We start from the raw sequence: 16,380 nt of genomic DNA, 5'->3' as shown, positions 1-16,380 counted from the left end.
TCCGAGCAGCCAGTGGAGCGCCTCCGCTTTCGGTCGGCCGGAATCGGAAATCGACGCATGCCTGACTCCTCGGCACCCTCCTCGTCCGCCGCTCCCTCCGTGCCGCGGTCCTCGGCGCTCGGCCGCGCGGCAGGCCGCTACGCGCAGGCGTTCGCCCTCCCCGGATCGCTCGCCTTCTCCTCCTCGGGCTGGTTCGGCCGGTTCCCCAAGGGCAGCCTCGCGATCGGCGTGCTGGTCCTCGTCACCGATGTCTCGGGCAGCTACGCGCTCGGCGGCGCGGTGTCGGGCACGCTGACCCTTTCGCTCGCCGCCGCGGGCCCGGTCTGGTCGCGGGTGATGGACCGCTGGGGCCAGCGCCGCGCGCTCGCCCTGTCGCTCCCGGTGCTGGTCGCCGCCTCGCTCGGACTCGTCGCCGCCGTGCTGCTCGGGGCGCCGGTGTGGACCTGGTTCGTGCTCGCGGTGCTCGCCGGACTCGCCGTCATCGACATCGGCTCGGCCGTGCGCTCGCGCTGGAGTGCGGCCACCTCGGACCCCGGCCTCCGCCACACCGCCTACTCGGTGGAATCGGTGGCGGACGAAGCGGCGTTCGTCGTCGCGCCGCCGATCGTGACCCTGCTGGCCTCGCTCGTGCACCCGGCGGCAGGGGTGCTGGTCGGCCTCGGGATCGGCGTGATCGGCAGCACGGCGCTCCTCGCACAGGTGCGCACGCAGCCGCCGCTCGCCGTGCGCACGCCGGAGAGCAGGGCGGCCGCCGTGCGCCTCCCGCTCGCGCTGATCGGCGTCACCGCGGTGTTCGCGACGATCGGAGGGGTGTTCGGCTCGTTCAACGTCGCCGCGATCGCGACGGCCGAGGCCGCGGGCGCCGACGCCGCGTCGGGTCTGCTGCTGTCGGTCTACAGCATCGGCAGCGTCCTGACCGGAGTCGTCGTGGGCGCCGCGCGGCTGCCCGGCGGCCCGCTCTCGCGCTTCGTCGTCGCGGGCGTCGTGTTCGGCCTCGTCGTGCCGGTCCTCGTCTTCTCGGGCTCTCTGCCCGTCCTCGTGGCACTCGCCTTCGTCGCGGGCCTCGCGACGTCGCCGCTGCTCATCACCGGCTCCAGCCTGGTGGAGTCGATCTCACCCCGCGCCCGCCTCACCGAGGCCCTCGCCTGGCCGCCCACCGGCCTCGCCATCGGAGTCACCGCCGGCTCCTCCCTGAGCGGCCTCGCCGTCGAGTCCCTCGGCCCCCAGTCCGGCTTCGCCGTGACCGCGGCCTCCGCCGCCCTCGGCGCCCTCCTGACCCTGGCCACGTCCGCGACCCTGCGCCGCCGCTGACACCGCCCTCCGGCGGACGCGGGTCTCGATACGCCCCTGCGGGGCTACTCGACCAGCAAGGGGACGGCATATCCGAGAAGCGGCCCCTCGCTCGTGCCGCAGGCACGGCCCCGACCGCTCGTGCCGCAGGCACGGCGCCCTCCTGGCTCGTGCCGCAGGCACGGCCCCCCGACCGCTCGTGCCGCAGGCACGGCCCCTCGACCGGCTCGTGCCGCAGGCACGGCCCCCGTCCGCTCGTGCCGCAGGCACGGCGCCCCTCCTCTCCAGGAGGGGGGACTGATCGGCGTCCGGTTGCGGTGATCGCAAGGCGGAGGAGGAAGTCGTAGCGGAGCTACGGCGCCCGACGACAACGCCGCGAGCACCGTGACCGGGCGCCGATCAGTCTGCGCCGAGGATGACTATGGAGGCGGTGGGGGGTAACGCGTCCTCGTGGTACCGCTCGATCTCGGGGATCGCGGCGGGGTCGGCCTGCTGGAGGAACGTGGTGAGGCGGTCGACCTCTTCGGTCTCGCCGATCGATTCGGCGGCGCGGCGGAGGGCGTAGAGGGCGAGGAGGAAGCCGCGGTTGGGGCCGTGGCGCCAGGGGATGGGGCCTTGGCCGCGCCAGCCGGCGCCGCGGAGCAGGTCGAGGCCGCGGTGGTAGCCGACGCGCGCGTAGGCGTAGGAGGGGAGGGCAGCGTCGATGCCCCACACACTGTCGGCGAGCAGCGCCCAGGCCAGCGGTGAGCGCGGGTGGGCCGCAGCGAGGGCGGCGAATTCGACGGCTCCCGGGGTCGCGTGCTTCGCGAGGGCCGCGGTGACCGCGGGGTCCTCGGGGAGGAGGGTCGGTTCGGGGCCCAGCAGGTTCTCGCCGTTCATGTCCCCAGGCTAACCCCGTCCCCTGTACCGGGGCCGGGACCTCGCTCCACGATCTTGCACAGCACTGTGCAATTTCGTACGATGGACGCGTGACGAGCAGCAGAGCGCCCCGGCGGGACGCGACCGACAACCGCGCCGCGATCCTCCTCGCGACCAGGACACTCCTCCGCACCGACCCCGACGCCTCCCTCGAGGCGATCGCGGCCGAGGCCGGGGTGACCCGCCGCACCGTCTACGGCCACTTCTCGTCCCGGGAGCAGCTGCTGACCACCGTGTTCCAGGAGGGAGCGGCGCGCATCGCCGCCGCGCTCTCCCCCGTGCGGCACGAGGATCCAGCCTGCGAGCTCGCCCTGATCGGCTCGCGGATGTGGCACGAGGTCGAGGCGATCCGCCTCCCCGCGCGTGCCGCGCTCCGCTCGCCCTACGCCGAGATCGTCGCCGGGACGCTGGAGCCCGTGCGGGCCCAGCTGCGGGCGACCGCCGCCCGCGGGATCTCCTCCGGCCGCTTCCGTCCGGACGTCGACCCCGGACGCCTGGCCCGCCTGATCGAGGACGCCGCCATCGCCGTGCTCGACGAGGCGGCCGACTCCGGTCTCGGCGAGGCGCAGGCCGAGCGCCTCGTCATGGTCGACGTGCTCGCCATCGCGGGCTTCGGCTGGGCCGACGCCGACGCCCTCGCGACCCGGGTCCTCGCCGAGGGGGCCCGCGCGTGAGGATCGAGCTGAACGACGTCGCCAAGGGCGGCGCGCTCCCGCCCGTCTCGCTCTCGTTCTCGACCGGATCCGCGACGCTCGCCCTCACCGAGACGGAGCAGCGCCCCACGGTCCTCGGCCTGCTCGCCAGCGGCCGCATGCGCCCCGGCACCGGCCGGATCACCGTCGACGGCGCCGAGGACCCGAAGCGGATGCGCGCCGCCGTCGCGCTCGTCGACGCCCCCGCCGTCAGCGAGCCGGCCCCCGATGTCACGCTCGGCGGAGTCACCGCCGAGGAGCTCGTCTTCGCCGGCCGCCCCTCGCACCCCCGGGCCGTCGCCCGCGCCCTCGAGGGCCTGGGCGTCGCCGCTCTGGCGCGCCGGCCGATGTCCGAGATCCCCGCGCTCGAGCGCGTCCGCGTGCTCGCCGAGCTGGCCCTGCTCCGCTCGGGGGTGCAGGCCCTCGTGATCGTGTCGCCCGACCGGCACGGCGGCGACCCGGCGGGCTGGTGGGCGCTCGCCAAGGAGCTCGCCGCCCGCGGCGTCGCCGTCCTCGTGATCGCCGGCACCGCCTCCGCGTCGGCGATCGCGGCGACGGATCTGCTGCGCACGCAGTTCGATCCGGTGCAGACGGCTCCCGTCGCCCTCCGGACCCTCGAGGACGGCTTCGAGGAGGAGACGGTCGGCGCACTCGCCGCCGCCCTTCCGCGCGCGTCCCAGGACGCCCCTCCGCTCCCCACCCCACCGATCGACCCCACCGCGGCCGACCCCGAACCTCTCGACGGAACCCGCTCATGAGAATCCGCATCCCCCAGATGATCCAGGCGGAGCTGCGCCGCCTCACCGCCACTCCGATGGCCCGCCTCGCGCTGATCGCGCTGATGCTCGTGCCGATCCTCTACGGCGGCCTCTACCTCTGGGCCAACCAGGACCCGTACGCGAAGCTGACGGACGTCCCGGTCGCCCTGGTCGTCGACGACACCGGCAGGACGGCCGACGACGGCACGGTCGCGAACACGGGCGACGAGGTCGCCGACCAGCTCCTCGAGGACCACGCGTTCGACTGGCACCGCGTCTCGTCCGCCGAGGCGGCGGAGGGGGTCGACGACGGCAGCTACGACTTCAGCGTCACCCTGCCCGCCGACTTCTCGTCCGCCCTCGCCTCGGCCGGGAGCGACGCGCCGCACCGCGCGAGCGTCGTCCTCACCACCAACGACGCCACGAGCTACCTCGCGAGCACGATCGGCGAGCAGGCGGCGAAGACCCTGCGCGCCTCCATCGTCGAGAAGGTGGACGAGGAGGCGGCCGCGCAGTTCCTGGTCGGCCTCGCGACGATCCGCGGCGACCTCACCACCGCGGTCGACGGAGGCACTCAGCTGGTCGACGGCGCCACGACCCTCTCGAGCGGCGCCGCGTCCGCGCAGGCCGGCGCCGGCAGCCTGGCCGACGGAGCCGCGCAGCTCGCCGACGGAGCGTCCTCGCTCGCCGACGGCACCGCCTCCCTGGCGGGCGGGGTGCAGCAGCTGGCCGACGGCGGCACCGCGCTCGACTCCGGGCTGCAGCAGCTCCGCGCCGCGACCGCCGACCTGCCGGCGCAGACCGCGACCCTCGCCGACGGCGCGGCGCAGGTCGCCGCCGGCGACGCCGCCCTCGCGACGCAGGCCGACGCCGTCGGGGCCGCCTCCCAGCAGCTCGCGGACAGCGTCCCCGTGGTCCGCGGCGACATCGAGGCGAGCCTCCAGGAGTCGGGGGTCGAGCCCGCCCGCATCGCCGAGATCCTCGCGCTGCTCGACCCCCTCGGCGACGACGCCCTGGCCGCGAACGCGCAGGCGCAGGGCCAGGTCGCCCTGATCGACCGGCTCGCGGGAGGCGCGCAGCAGGTCGCCACCGGCGCGCAGGCGCTCGCGGACGCGACTCCGACCCTCACCGCCGGCATCTCGACCGCCGCCGACGGATCGTCGCAGCTGGCGAGCGGAGCGGCGACCGCGGCGACCGGAGCGCGATCCGCGGCCGACGGGGCCGCGACCGTCCGTGACGGCGCCGCCTCCCTCCGCGACGGATCGGCGACCCTCCGCGACGGGCTGGCAGACCTCACCACCGGCCTCGACGACCTCACCACGGGTGCCGTGACGCTGCGCGACGGCCTCGAGGACGGAGTCGTAGCGATCCCCGACCGCTCGGCCGAGCAGCAGGCGACCCAGGCCTCGGCGATCGCCGATCCGGTCGAGGTCGATCGGAGCGAGGTCGCCTCGGCCGGGACCTACGGCGCCGGCCTCGCCCCGTTCTTCGCGAGCCTCGCCGGCTGGATCGGGATCTACGCGCTGTTCCTCATCGTGAAGCCGGTCTCGCGCCGCGCCATCACGGCCCTGCACTCGCCGATCAGGGTGACCCTCGCCGGCTGGCTGACCCCCGGGCTGCTCGGGGTGGTCCAGATGGCCGGGCTGTTCGCGATCATCTCGCTGGCGCTGGGCTTCGACGTCGCGTCGCCGGTGGGCGTCTACGGGGTCATGGCACTGGCCTCGCTCACGTTCGCCGCGATGATCCTCGCGCTCAACGTCTGGCTCGGCAGCGTGGGGCAGTTCCTCGGCCTCGTGCTGATGGTGGTGCAGCTCGTGACCGCGGGCGGCACGTTCCCCTGGCAGACGCTGCCCGCTCCGCTCGCCGCCCTGCACCACGTGCTGCCGATGGGCTTCGCGACGGACGCCGTCCGGCAGCTGATGTACGGCGGCGACGGCGCAGCGGCGCTGCGCGACTCCCTCGTGCTGCTCTGCTGGCTCGCCGGCGGCCTCGCCCTCGCGATGGTCGGAGTGGTCCGCATGACGCGGTTCCGCACCCTGCGCGACCTGCAGCCCTCGCTGATCGGCTGATGCGGGGCCGCCGCCCGCACCCTGCGGAGCGGAGGCCCCGCCGATAGCATCGGGGGATGGCAGCACATCGCGGCGAGGTCGAGGCCTGGCTCACGGACATGGACGGCGTGCTCGTGCACGAGAACAAGGCGCTCCCCGGCGCGCCCGAGCTGATCCAGGAGTGGACCGACGCGGGCGTCCCGTTCCTGGTGCTGACCAACAACTCGATCTTCACTCCGCGCGACCTGGCCGCGCGACTGCGCGCCTCGGGCCTGCACGTCCCGGAGGAGCGCATCTGGACGAGCGCGCTCGCCACCGCCGACTTCTGCGCCTCGCAGATGCCCGGCGGCAGCGCCTTCGTGATCGGCGAGGCCGGCATCACGACCGCGCTGCACGAGGCCGGCTTCATCATGACCGAGACCTCCCCCGACTACGTCGTCGTGGGCGAGACCCGCAACTACTCGTTCGAGGCGATCACCAAGGCGATCCGGCTGATCATCGGGGGCGCCCGCTTCATCGTCACGAACCCTGACGCCACGGGTCCGAGCTCCGAGGGCGTCATGCCCGCGACGGGGGCGATCGCCGCGCTCATCACGAAGGCGACCGGCAAGGACCCGTACGTGGTCGGCAAGCCGAATCCCATGATGTTCCGCTCGGCGATGAACAAGATCGGCGCGCACAGCGAGAACACCGGCATGATCGGCGACCGGATGGACACCGACATCGTCGCGGGCATCGAGGCCGGTCTGCACACGGTCCTCGTGATGACGGGCATCAGCGATGCCGCCGAGATCGAGCGCTACCCGTTCCGCCCCGACGAGGTGCTCAGCGGCGTCCACGAGCTGCTGTCGGGCGAGCCGCTCGAGTCGGAGTTCCCGCCGGACGTCGTGGTCTGAGCCCGGGGCGCGCTCAGAACCGGTCTCGCTCAGAACCGCACGTGCTGCAGCACCCAGGCGTGCATCGCGACCGCGGCGGCCGCTGACGCGTTGATCGAGCGCGTCGAGCCGAACTGCGAGATCTCGAGCACGGCCTCGGAGGCGGCGAGCGCCTCCTCCGACAGGCCCGGCCCCTCCTGCCCGAACAGCAGCACGCAGCGCTCGGGCAGGGCGAAGGTCTCGATCGGCACGCACCCGGGCACGTTGTCGATCGCGATGATCGGCAGGCCCTCCTCGCGTGCCCAGTCGACGAGACCGGCGACCGCCTCGTGGTGCTGGACGTGCTGGTAGCGGTCGGTCACCATCGCGCCGCGCTTGTTCCACCGCCGTCTGCCCACGATGTGCACGCCCCGCGCACCGAACGCGTTGGCGCTGCGCACGATCGAGCCGATGTTCATGTCGTGCTGCCAGTTCTCGACGGCGACGTGGAACGGATGGCGGGTGCGGTCGAGCTCGGCGACGATCGCCTCCATCCGCCAGTAGCGGAAGCGGTCGACGACGTTGCGGGAGTCGCCCGTCTCGAGCAGCTCCGGGTCCAGGCGCTCGTCCTGCGGACGCTCGCCGATCCACGGCCCCACGCCGTTCGTCGTGGCCTCGACGGAGGCGGCCGGGCCGGCCTCGCGCGGCGTCTCGATCTCGTCCACGATCGGCAACCCTACAAGCAGGACACGCTTGGGTGACGACCGCGCGGGGCGCCTTCCGCCACCTCGCCGCGCGGTTCGATACTGGCGCGGGGGGCACGAGGAGACGGCTCCCGCGAGGAGACCACGATGATCCGCTTCCACCCGGCCTTGCGCGCCACCGCCGTCGCCGGCGCCGTCCTGCTCGCCGTCGCGGGCTGCACTCCGAGCGCACCCGAGCCCACAGCGACGGGGACCGCACCCGCGACGTCCACTCCCGCGGCGACTCCGACGAGCGCTCCCTCCAGCACTCCCACGGCGAGCGATGCCGCTCCCACCGCTCCGCCGGCCCTGACCGACCTCGTGCTCGACGTCGACGGTCTGCACACCCCCGACGGCGTGGGCTCGCTGATCCAGGGCGAGCCCGTGCCCGCCGATGCCGGAGGCGCCGCCGTCGCGGTCGTCGATCCGGACTTCTGCGAGCAGGTCTGGGCGGAGAACGGAGTCGAGCCGATCGGCTCCCCCGCTCGCTGGCTCGCGAACTACCCGGACGATCCCGCGTCGGAGGCGCTCGGCGGCGCTCCGTTCTGGCCCGTCGTGGACGGGGAGTCCGGTCCCCTGCTCAGCCTGATCATCGGCAGTCCGTCGATCACCACCGACGAGGGCGTCGGCATCGGCTCGCCCCGCTCCGCCGTCGAGGCGGCGTACGGCGGCACGGCGATCGAGACCCGCTCCGACTCGCCGGACTACGTGGACGCGTACACGCTCGTCGGCGATCGCTCGAGCGTGACCTTCGAGGTGCTGAAGTCGACCGATCTGGTCGTCTTCGCCCACGTGGACGCTCTGACCGAGGAGCCCCTCGTGCTCTACGCGAGCGACGGGGGGCCCTACAGCTGCGGGCTCGTCTGAGCCTCAGCCGGCGGGGGTGCCGGTGAGCGCGCCGATCAGCTCGCCGCCGCCCGCGCGGTCGACGAAGCAGAAGTAGCGCCGCTCGCCGGCGTCCCACTGCTCCTGGGTGACCGGGAAGGACGCCGAGACCTGGACGTCGCCGTACGCCTCGGCGCCGAGCACGTCGACGACTCCGGTGGCCTGGCAGAGCGAGGCGACCGACAAAGCGAGCGCGTCCTGGCCGGGGAACACCTCCTCGGTCAGCTGAGCGGTCGCGACCATCTCGCCGGTGTGCGCGGTGGCGCAGTCGACGACCGTGAACTCCTCGGCCCAGACGGAGTCGAAGGGCTGCAGGCACTCGCCCCCGAGCAGGTCGCTCCACGCGTAGGTGCCGGCGGGCAGCGGTCCGACGGTCGGCAGTTCGGCCGTGGGCTCCGCGGTCGGGGCGGCGCTCGCCTGCTCCGAGGGAGTCGTGGCGGCCGGAGCGGGTGCCGAGGCATCGGAGTCGTTCCCCGCCGCGATCCGGTAGCCCACGACCGCGAGCGCGGCGAGCAGCACGACGACGCCGAGCGCGATCAGCCCGATCAGGAGTCGACGACGGCTCCTGGTGCGGTCGGGGGAGGCCGCGGCGAGCGCGGTGATGCTGGGCGGCTCGGTGGCCGAGCCGACGGACGCGGCGCTGTCGGACCGAGGAGCCGTGGCGGCGGGCAGTGCCGTCCTCCCTCGCGGGGTCCGCGGGGTCTTCTCGCGAGGCGTCCTCGGGGTCTTCTCGCGAGGCGTGCGCGGCGTCTTCTCGCGCGGCTCCTTGGCGGGCCGGCTGCGAGGAGTCCTCTCCCGCGCGGCGGGCGCGTTGACGTGAGCCGCGGCGGGCGTGGTGGAGAACGGCTTCCCGTCGTCCGCGGTCCCGGCGGTCGTGGGCGTCGGCGGGGCGTCCGGTTCGAGGGTCTCTCCGGCGTCCGCGCCGTCTCCGCTCGCCTCGGTGCCGGGCTCGGTGGGCTCGAGGTTCCAGGCGAAGGCGGTGCCGCGCCAGAGCTCCTCGTCGCCGCCGTCGTCGTCCGGGTCCTCCTGCGGAGCGACGACGTCCTCCCACACCGGAGGCTCGTCCCACCCGCCGCGGGGGTCCGGCCAGTGGTAGACGGTGCCGCTCGGAGCGGTGTCGCGCTGCGACGGCGGTGTCGCGCCCTCGGGACGGTCGCCGCGCGGCTCGCGGGGCTCGGGCTCGACGCGGAGCGCGGGCGGCGCGGTCGGCAGATCGCGCGGCGGCTCGGCGACCGGCAGCACCGGACGGGAAGCGGAGGCGCGCTCCTCCGCCGGGTCGCGGCGGGCGGCGTCGAAGCGGGGCTGCGGGCGCTCGCGCTCGGGGGCCACGGGAGGGACGGGCGCGGGTGCCGGTGCGCTCTCCGGCTGCTGCACCTGCTCGGGCTCCGGTGAGCGCTCGGGCTCCGGAGCGGGTGAGCGCTCAGGAGCGGGTGAGCGCTCAGGCTCGGGTGCGTGCTCGGGCTCCGATCCGGGCTCGAGCTCGGCCTCGGGCCGGTGCTCCGGCTCGTCGCCGGCTTCCGGCTCAGGGCGGCTCTCGTGCTCGGGGGCCGGCGCAGGCTCGGGCGCGCTCAGCGACCCGACGGAGCTGTCCGGCTCGGCCGCCTGCTCGGCCACGGGGTGGATCTCGGGCTCCTGCTCGGGCGCGGTCTCCCGCACCTCCTCCACAGGCTCGGGCTGCTGGGCCGACTGCAGCGGGGCGGTCGGCTCGAGGACGACCACGGGCTCCGGCGGAGCCGACGCCTCCGCCGCGGCGGGCGGCGGCACCTGCGCGGTCGTCTCCGCAGGGGGCTTCTCCGCGTCGTCCGCGGGCGAGGACTCGGCGCGCTCCGCGGGCTGGGCCGCGTCCTCGCGCTCCGCCGCGTCGGACTCCTCGTGGAGGGCCGCCTCGTCAGGCGTCCCGGTCGGCTCGTCCTCGGAGTCCCGAGCCGGCGCGGGAGTCGTCCCGGTCGACTCCGGAGCGACCTGCCGCGGCGCCTCGAAGATGCTCTTCAGACGCCCGCCGCTGAGCTGCTGCAGCAGCCACTCGCTGCCGCCGGCCTGTCGCTCCTGCTCCTTCGGACGCTCCTCGCCCCCGGAGTCGCCGCGGCGCGTGCGGTCCCCCTCGTCGACCATCAGCTCAGTCCGAGGTCGGCCAGCCCGATCGCCGCGAAGTACGGGTAGCCCGCGTCCTCGATGATCTCCCGGGCACCGGTGGCGCGGTCCACGACGACCGCGACTCCGGCGATCTCGGCGCCGACCTTCAGCAGCGCCTCGATCGCCTTCAGCGGGGAGCCGCCGGTGGTGGAGGTGTCCTCGACGACCACCACGCGCTTGCCCTCGAGATCCGGGCCCTCGACCTGACGGCCGCGTCCGTGGTCCTTCGGCTCCTTGCGCACGACGAAGGCGTCGTAGGCGAGACCGCGGGCGGCGCCCTGGTGCAGGATCGCCGAGGCGATGGGGTCGGCGCCCATCGTCAGTCCGCCGACAGCGTCGACGCGCTCGATCGGCGCGATGAGGTCGAGCATGACCTGCCCGATCAGGGGAGCGACGCGGTGGTCGAGGCTGACGCGGCGCAGGTCGACGTAGTAGCTCGCCTTCTTGCCGCTCGTCAGGGTGAAGTCCCCGTGGAAGACGGCGTCGGAGCCGATGTACTCGATGAGCTGCTGGCGTGCGTCGTTCACAGGGCCACTCTACGGTGCGGTCTCGGCGCCTCCGGGCAGGCCCGCGGGCGAGATCGCAGCGGTCGGCTCCTCGCTCCCTCCGCGGAACTGCGTCATGTAGAGCTCGTAGTAGGCGCCTCGACGGCGCAGCAGCTCGTCGTGCGCGCCCTGCTCGACGATGCGCCCCGCCTCCATCACGAGGATCGTGTCGGCGTCGCGGATCGTCGAGAGGCGGTGGGCGATCACGAAGGACGTGCGGTCGGTGCGCAGCGCGGCCATGGCGTGCTGCACCAGGAGCTCGGTCCGGGTGTCGACCGAGGACGTGGCCTCGTCGAGGATCAGCAGCGAGGGATTGGCGAGGAACGCGCGGGCGATCGTGATCAGCTGGCGCTCACCCGCCGACACGCTCCCTCCGTCGGCGTCGAGGACGGTGTCGTAGCCGTCGGGCAGCTGCTGCACGAAGCGGTCGACCATGGTGGCGCGCGCCGCGTCGGCGATCTCGTCGTCGGTCGCGTCGAGTCGGCCGTAGCGGATGTTCTCGCGGATGGTGCCCTGGAAGAGCCAGGCGTCCTGGAGCACCATGCCCACCCGCGAGCGGAGGTCGCCGCGGGCGAGACGGGTGATGTCGACTCCGTCGAGCAGGATGCGCCCGCCGGTGAGCTCGTAGAAGCGCATCACGAGATTCACGAGGGTCGTCTTGCCCGCGCCGGTCGGGCCGACGATCGCGACGGTCTGGCCCGGCTGCGCCGAGAACGAGAGGCCCTCGATGAGCGGCTGCTCCGGGTCGTACGAGAACGAGACGTCCTGGAACTCGACGTGGCCGTCGGTGCGCTCGGGCAGCGAGTCGGTGATCGTCTCGGGGTCCTGCTCGTCGGCGTCGAGGAGCTCGAAGGTGCGCTCGGCCGAGGCCACGCCCGACTGCAGCATGTTGGCCATGCTCGCGAGCTGCGTGACGGGCTGGGTGAACTCGCGCGAGTACTGGATGAACGCGGTGGCGTCTCCGAGGGTGAGCTGGCCCGAGGCCACGCGCAGCCCGCCGACGACGGCGATGAGGACGTAGGAGAGGTACGAGACGAAGGTCATCGCGGGCATGATCATGCCCGAGACGAACTGGGCGCCGAACGAGGCGCTGTAGAGGTCGTCGTTGCGACGGTCGAACTCCTCGAGCATCTCGCGGTCGCGACCGAAGGCGCGCACGATCTCGAGGCCCGAGAACGACTCCTCGATGTGGCCGTTCAGCGCGCCGGTGTTCTTCCACTGGGCGGCGAACAGCTTCTGCGAGCGGGCGCCGATGACCCCGGCGATGATGCCCGACAGCGGCAGCGAGATCAGCGCGATCAGCGCGAGCTGCCACGAGACGATGAACATCATCGCGGCGATGCCGATGATCGTCAGCACCGACTGGACGAGCTGCGAGAACGCCTGCTGCAGGGCCGTCTGGATGTTGTCGACGTCGTTCGTGACGCGCGACATCACGTCGCCGCGCTGCCGGGTGTCGAAGTAGCGCAGCGGCAGGCGGTTGAGCTTGGCCTCGATGTCCTGGCGCAGGCCGTAGACGACGCGCATCACGAGCCCGTTGAGGAGGAAGCCCTGCGCCCACATGAGGACGGAGGCGACCACGTACATCAGCAGCACGATGATGATGAGCCGGCCGAGCACGACGAAGTCGATGCCCTGCCCGGGCACGATGTCGGTCTTGGAGAGCATGTCGGCGAAGGTGCCGTTGCCCGAGGCCCGCTGCTGCTCGATGATCTGCTCGAGCGGCACTCCTGCGGGCAGCTGCGAGCCGATCACGCCGTTGAAGATCGTGTCCATCGCCTGGCCGAGGATCTTCGGCGCGATGACGGTGAGGACGACCGACGCCGAGACCAGGGCGACGACCACGATCATCCGGGCCTTCTCTGGGCCGAGGAGGCTGAACAGCCGCTTGGCCGAGGGCCAGAAGTGCTGGGCCTTGCGGGCGGGCGGGCCGTCGCCGAACATGCCGCCGTCGGCCTCGCCGGGCTCGAACTCGGGGGCGAGCGACTCCGGCTCGGCCGGCTGCTCCTGCGCGGTGTCGCGGACGCGTGCCATCTCAGGCCACCCCTTCGGTGCTCAGCTGCGATTCGACGATCTCGCGGTAGGTCGCGTTCGTCTCGAGGAGGTCGTCGTGGGTGCCCCTGCCGACGACGCGGCCGGCGTCGAGGACCACGATCTGGTCGGCGTGGCGGATGGTGGAGACGCGCTGGGCGACGATGATCACCGTCGCGTCGGTGGTCGCCGCCGCGAGCGACTCGCGCAGCCTCGCGTCGGTCGCCACATCGAGCGCCGAGAAGGAGTCGTCGAAGAGGTAGACGCGGGGACGGGCCACGAGCGCCCGCGCGATGCACAGGCGCTGGCGCTGGCCGCCGGACACGTTCGTGCCGCCCTGCGACACCGGCTCGTCGAGCCCGTGCTCCTTGCCGCGGACGAAGTCCTCGCCCTGGGCGATGCGCAGCGCCTCCCACAGCTCGGCGTCGGTGGCGTCGGGGCGGCCGAAGCGGAGGTTCGAGGCGATCGTGCCCGAGAAGAGGTAGGGGCGCTGCGGGACGAGGCCGATGACCTCGGCGAGCTGGGCGCGGTCGAGCGACGAGACGGGCACGCCGTCGATCGTCACCGACCCCTCCTGCGGGTCGAACAGGCGGGGCACGAGACCGAGCAGCGTCGTCTTGCCGGCGCCGGTGGAGCCGACGATCGCGGTCGTGCGGCCGGGCTCGGCGACGAGGTCGACTCCCGAGAGCACGGGGCGCTCGGCGCCGGGGTAGCCGAAGACGACGTCGCGGAACTCGACGCGGCCGAGGGTCGGCGTGACCGCTCCCCCCTCGGGGTTCGTGAGGCTCGTGCGGGTGCCGAGCACCTCGTCGATGCGCTCGGCGCAGACGACGGCCCTCGGGATCATCATCACCATGAAGACGCCCATCATCACCGCGGTGAGGATCTGGAGCAGGTACTGGAGGAACGCCGTCAGCGAGCCGATCTGCATCTGACCCGCATCCACGCGCTGCCCGCCGAACCAGAGGACGGCGGCCGTGGCGAGGTGCAGGATCATCATGATCGCCGGGAACATCAGCACGAAGATGTTGCCGACCTTGATCGACACCTCGGTGATCGCGGCGTTCGCGCGGCGGTAGCGCTCGGACTCGAAGGGCTCGCGCACGAAGGCTCGGACCACGCGGATGCCCGTGATCTGCTCGCGCAGCACGCCGTTGATGCCGTCGATGCGGTCCTGCATGAGGCGGAACAGCGGCAGCAGGAGGAAGACGAGCACGCCGACCACGACGAACAGCACCGGCACCGAGACCCAGACCAGCCACGAGAGGCCCACGTCCTCGCGGAGGGCGAAGACGATGCCTCCGATGCACATGATCGGCGTCGACACCATGAAGTTGAGGGTCATCAGGACCAGCATCTGGACCTGCTGCACGTCGTTCGTGCCGCGGGTGATGAGGGTGGCGGTGCCGAAGCGGCCGACCTCGAGCCCGCTCAGCGAGTCGACGCGGCGGTAGACGTCGCGGCGCAGGTCGCGGCCGACGGCCATGGCGGTGCGGGCGCCGAAGTACACGCCCCCGATCGCGGTGACGACCTGCACGAGGCAGACGACGAGCATGGTCATGCCCGTCGCCCAGATGAAGTCGGTGTCGCCGGTGCCGATGCCCTGGTCGATGATCTCGGCGTTGAGGCTCGGCAGGTAGAGCGCCGCGAGGGTCGAGATCAACTGCAGCACGACGACCGCGACGATCCACCGGGAGTAGGGCTTCGCGTAGGACGACGCGAGTCGGAGCAGGATCACGGGGTTCCTCGAGACGGCTGGAGCGGGCGGGAGCGGGGACGGCCGCGGGAACGGCTCGGGCGGATCGACGGCGGATCCGCCGGAACGGCCGCCTGGTCGGAGTCGGGCGGGGAGGCGGGCCGCGGGCGGCGGCGCGGGGACGACGCGGGGCGCCGATCGGGACGGCGCAAGACAACCATCGACCACCGACACCGGTTCCGCAATCCGCCGGACGGATGACCGGAGCGCGGGGGACGGCCGCCGTCCGCACCGTGCTGTCGGCGGCGGCTCCTACACTTCGAGGATGCGCATCGCCACGTGGAACGTGAACTCCATCCGGGCCCGCACGGGCCGCGTCGTCGACTGGCTGGTCCGCGAGGACGTCGACGTCCTCGCCATGCAGGAGCTCAAGTGCAAGCCCGAGCAGTTCCCGCACGAGGCCTTCGCCGAGGCGGGGTACCACGTCGAGATGGCGGGGATCAGCCAGTGGAACGGCGTCGGCATCGCCTCGCGCCTGCCGATGGAGGACGTGCGGATCGGCTTCCCCGGCATGCCCGGCTTCGCCAAGGCCCCCGCCGAGGACGGCACCCTCCCCCTCGAGGCGCGGGCGATCGGCGCGACCGTCGACGGCGTGCGCGTCTGGAGCCTCTACGTGCCCAACGGCCGCGCGGTCGGCGACCCGCACTACTTCTACAAGCTCGAGTGGTTCGCCGCGCTCGAGGCGAGCACCCGCGAGTGGCTCGCCGCCGAACCCGACCTGCCGCTGGCGCTGATGGGCGACTGGAACGTCGCTCCGCTCGACAGCGACGTCGGCGACCCGACGCTGGGCCCCGGATCCACGCACGTCTCGCCGCCGGAGCGCGAGGCCTTCGCCGCCTTCGAGGCCGCCGGGCTGCACGACGTCGTGCGCCCGCTCGTCCCCGAGGGCTACACCTACTGGGACTACAAGCAGCTGCGCTTCCCGCGCAACGAGGGGCTCCGGATCGACTTCGTGCTCGGCTCGCACGCGTTCGGCGAGCTCGTCACGGGCGCCTCGATCCACCGCGACGAGCGCAAGGGCGACGCCCCGAGCGATCACGTCCCCGTGGTGGTCGACCTCGATCTCGAGACGACCCTCGACGACGACCGCCCGATGATCTTCTGATCGTGGCCTCCTCGAAGAAGAAGCGGGCGCGCGCGGCCGCGAGCGGCTCGTCCTCCGCCCGCCCTGCCGCATCCCGGACACCGGCCGCGCGGCCGGCACCGCGCCCGGGTCCGGCCGGTCGCGCGCACGACGAGCTGCGGACGGACGCCTACCGCACCGTCCGGGAGGTGGTCGCGGCCGGGCGGCCGCTGCGCCGCCGCTGGGACCTCGTGCTCTCGATCCTCGGCTGCCTCGCGCTGGGCCTGGTGGCGATCGTCCTCGGCTACCTCGCCGCCGTGCTCTCGGTGTTCCCCGCGCAGTGCGAGGGGCAGAACATCGCGTGCGACTACGACCGCATCGACTGGGGCGTCTCGCTCGCCCTCCTCGGTCCGCCGATCCTGACGCTGATCGCCGTGGCCGTGACGGTCGTGCGCTACCTCGTCGGACGCCGGGCCTGGTGGGTCCCGCTCGTCGGCCTCGCCCTGTGCTTCGGCGCGGCGCTGCTCGCCTCGTGGCTGGTCACCAGCTCGATCCCGGGGTCGGCGCTGGTCTGACGCGGGGGCTGCCTCCGCGCCGGGATGCGGGGCGGTAGCGGGTCTGGAGACGCCCCTGCGGGGCTGCTCGACCAGCAGGCTGACCGTCA

General features: G+C 73.3%; 14 protein-coding genes. 8 read left to right on the top strand and 6 right to left on the bottom strand.

Annotated elements, in window-relative coordinates:
- Window positions 1-57 precede the first annotated feature (57 nt).
- Window positions 58-1,311: an MFS transporter gene (locus IOC53_RS05575; RefSeq protein WP_207403375.1), complete on the top strand. Its 1,254-nt coding sequence runs from the start codon at window positions 58-60 to the stop codon at window positions 1,309-1,311.
- 378 nt (window positions 1,312-1,689) lie between these two features.
- On the opposite strand, the gene IOC53_RS05570 is transcribed toward IOC53_RS05575, so the two are convergent.
- Window positions 1,690-2,169 carry a DUF3151 domain-containing protein gene (locus tag IOC53_RS05570; RefSeq protein WP_207403374.1) on the bottom strand — a complete coding sequence of 160 codons (480 nt, stop codon included), beginning with the start codon at window positions 2,167-2,169 and terminating at the stop codon, window positions 1,690-1,692.
- 89 nt (window positions 2,170-2,258) lie between these two features.
- Between IOC53_RS05570 and IOC53_RS05565 the strand changes: the two genes are divergently transcribed.
- The 4 genes from IOC53_RS05565 to IOC53_RS05550 are packed head-to-tail and all read left to right on the top strand — an operon-like array spanning window position 2,259 to window position 6,602.
- On the top strand, window positions 2,259-2,882 hold the full coding sequence (locus tag IOC53_RS05565) for a TetR/AcrR family transcriptional regulator (protein ID WP_207403373.1): 624 nt from the start codon (window positions 2,259-2,261) through the stop codon (window positions 2,880-2,882).
- Window positions 2,879-3,658 carry a hypothetical protein gene (locus IOC53_RS05560; RefSeq protein WP_207403372.1) on the top strand — a complete coding sequence of 260 codons (780 nt, stop codon included), beginning with the start codon at window positions 2,879-2,881 and terminating at the stop codon, window positions 3,656-3,658. Before IOC53_RS05565 ends, IOC53_RS05560 begins: the two co-directional genes overlap by 4 nt.
- A 2-nt stretch (window positions 3,659-3,660) precedes the next feature.
- Window positions 3,661-5,727 (top strand): YhgE/Pip domain-containing protein, encoded by a 2,067-nt coding sequence (locus tag IOC53_RS05555; RefSeq protein ID WP_207403441.1) that lies wholly within the window; start codon window positions 3,661-3,663, stop codon window positions 5,725-5,727.
- A gap of 56 nt (window positions 5,728-5,783) precedes the next feature.
- Window positions 5,784-6,602 (top strand): HAD-IIA family hydrolase, encoded by an 819-nt coding sequence (locus IOC53_RS05550; RefSeq protein WP_077224455.1) that lies wholly within the window; start codon window positions 5,784-5,786, stop codon window positions 6,600-6,602.
- A gap of 29 nt (window positions 6,603-6,631) precedes the next feature.
- Here IOC53_RS05550 and IOC53_RS05545 read toward each other — a convergent pair whose 3' ends face one another.
- Window positions 6,632-7,285: a TrmH family RNA methyltransferase gene (locus tag IOC53_RS05545; RefSeq protein WP_207403371.1), complete on the bottom strand. Its 654-nt coding sequence runs from the start codon at window positions 7,283-7,285 to the stop codon at window positions 6,632-6,634.
- Window positions 7,286-7,411: 126 nt separating this feature from the next.
- Between IOC53_RS05545 and IOC53_RS05540 the strand changes: the two genes are divergently transcribed.
- The gene (locus IOC53_RS05540) at window positions 7,412-8,170 is read left to right on the top strand and encodes a hypothetical protein (protein ID WP_207403370.1); all 759 of its coding nucleotides are present in this window, start codon (window positions 7,412-7,414) and stop codon (window positions 8,168-8,170) included.
- Window positions 8,171-8,173: 3 nt separating this feature from the next.
- Here IOC53_RS05540 and IOC53_RS05535 read toward each other — a convergent pair whose 3' ends face one another.
- The 4 genes from IOC53_RS05535 to IOC53_RS05520 are packed head-to-tail and all read right to left on the bottom strand — an operon-like array spanning window position 8,174 to window position 14,635.
- Entirely contained in the window at window positions 8,174-10,300 is a 2,127-nt protein-coding gene (locus IOC53_RS05535) for a septum formation family protein (RefSeq protein ID WP_207403369.1), read from the bottom strand.
- The gene (gene pyrE, locus IOC53_RS05530) at window positions 10,300-10,848 is read right to left on the bottom strand and encodes an orotate phosphoribosyltransferase (RefSeq protein WP_055794176.1); all 549 of its coding nucleotides are present in this window, start codon (window positions 10,846-10,848) and stop codon (window positions 10,300-10,302) included. Before pyrE ends, IOC53_RS05535 begins: the two co-directional genes overlap by 1 nt.
- 9 nt (window positions 10,849-10,857) lie before the next feature.
- Window positions 10,858-12,900, bottom strand: a complete 2,043-nt coding sequence (locus tag IOC53_RS05525) for an ABC transporter ATP-binding protein (protein WP_207403368.1) — start codon at window positions 12,898-12,900, stop codon at window positions 10,858-10,860.
- A gap of 1 nt (window position 12,901) precedes the next feature.
- On the bottom strand, window positions 12,902-14,635 hold the full coding sequence (locus IOC53_RS05520) for an ABC transporter ATP-binding protein (protein WP_207403367.1): 1,734 nt from the start codon (window positions 14,633-14,635) through the stop codon (window positions 12,902-12,904).
- 283 nt (window positions 14,636-14,918) lie between these two features.
- On the opposite strand from IOC53_RS05520, the gene IOC53_RS05515 reads away from it, so the two are divergent.
- Window positions 14,919-15,758, top strand: coding sequence for an exodeoxyribonuclease III (locus tag IOC53_RS05515; protein WP_207403366.1), 840 nt, complete (start codon window positions 14,919-14,921; stop codon window positions 15,756-15,758).
- A gap of 2 nt (window positions 15,759-15,760) precedes the next feature.
- Window positions 15,761-16,291 carry a hypothetical protein gene (locus IOC53_RS05510; protein WP_207403365.1) on the top strand — a complete coding sequence of 177 codons (531 nt, stop codon included), beginning with the start codon at window positions 15,761-15,763 and terminating at the stop codon, window positions 16,289-16,291.
- Window positions 16,292-16,380: the final 89 nt, after the last annotated feature.

Source organism: Rathayibacter sp. SD072, assembly GCF_017355185.1.
Taxonomy (GTDB): Bacteria; Actinomycetota; Actinomycetes; order Actinomycetales; family Microbacteriaceae; genus Rathayibacter.
Note: the sequence above shows the minus strand (reverse complement) of the source record. Positions and strands in the feature narration are given on the sequence as shown.

Bases quoted from the DNA above. Each gene is read 5' to 3' on its own strand.
- IOC53_RS05575 (WP_207403375.1), top strand. From the start codon at position 58: ATGCCTGACTCCTCGGCACCCTCCTCGTCCGCCGCTCCCTCCGTGCCG.
- IOC53_RS05570 (WP_207403374.1), bottom strand. From the start codon at position 2,169: ATGAACGGCGAGAACCTGCTGGGCCCCGAACCGACCCTCCTCCCCGAG.
- IOC53_RS05550 (WP_077224455.1), top strand. From the start codon at position 5,784: ATGGCAGCACATCGCGGCGAGGTCGAGGCCTGGCTCACGGACATGGAC.
- IOC53_RS05540 (WP_207403370.1), top strand. From the start codon at position 7,412: ATGATCCGCTTCCACCCGGCCTTGCGCGCCACCGCCGTCGCCGGCGCC.
- IOC53_RS05535 (WP_207403369.1), bottom strand. From the start codon at position 10,300: ATGGTCGACGAGGGGGACCGCACGCGCCGCGGCGACTCCGGGGGCGAG.
- IOC53_RS05525 (WP_207403368.1), bottom strand. From the start codon at position 12,900: ATGGCACGCGTCCGCGACACCGCGCAGGAGCAGCCGGCCGAGCCGGAG.
- IOC53_RS05515 (WP_207403366.1), top strand. From the start codon at position 14,919: ATGCGCATCGCCACGTGGAACGTGAACTCCATCCGGGCCCGCACGGGC.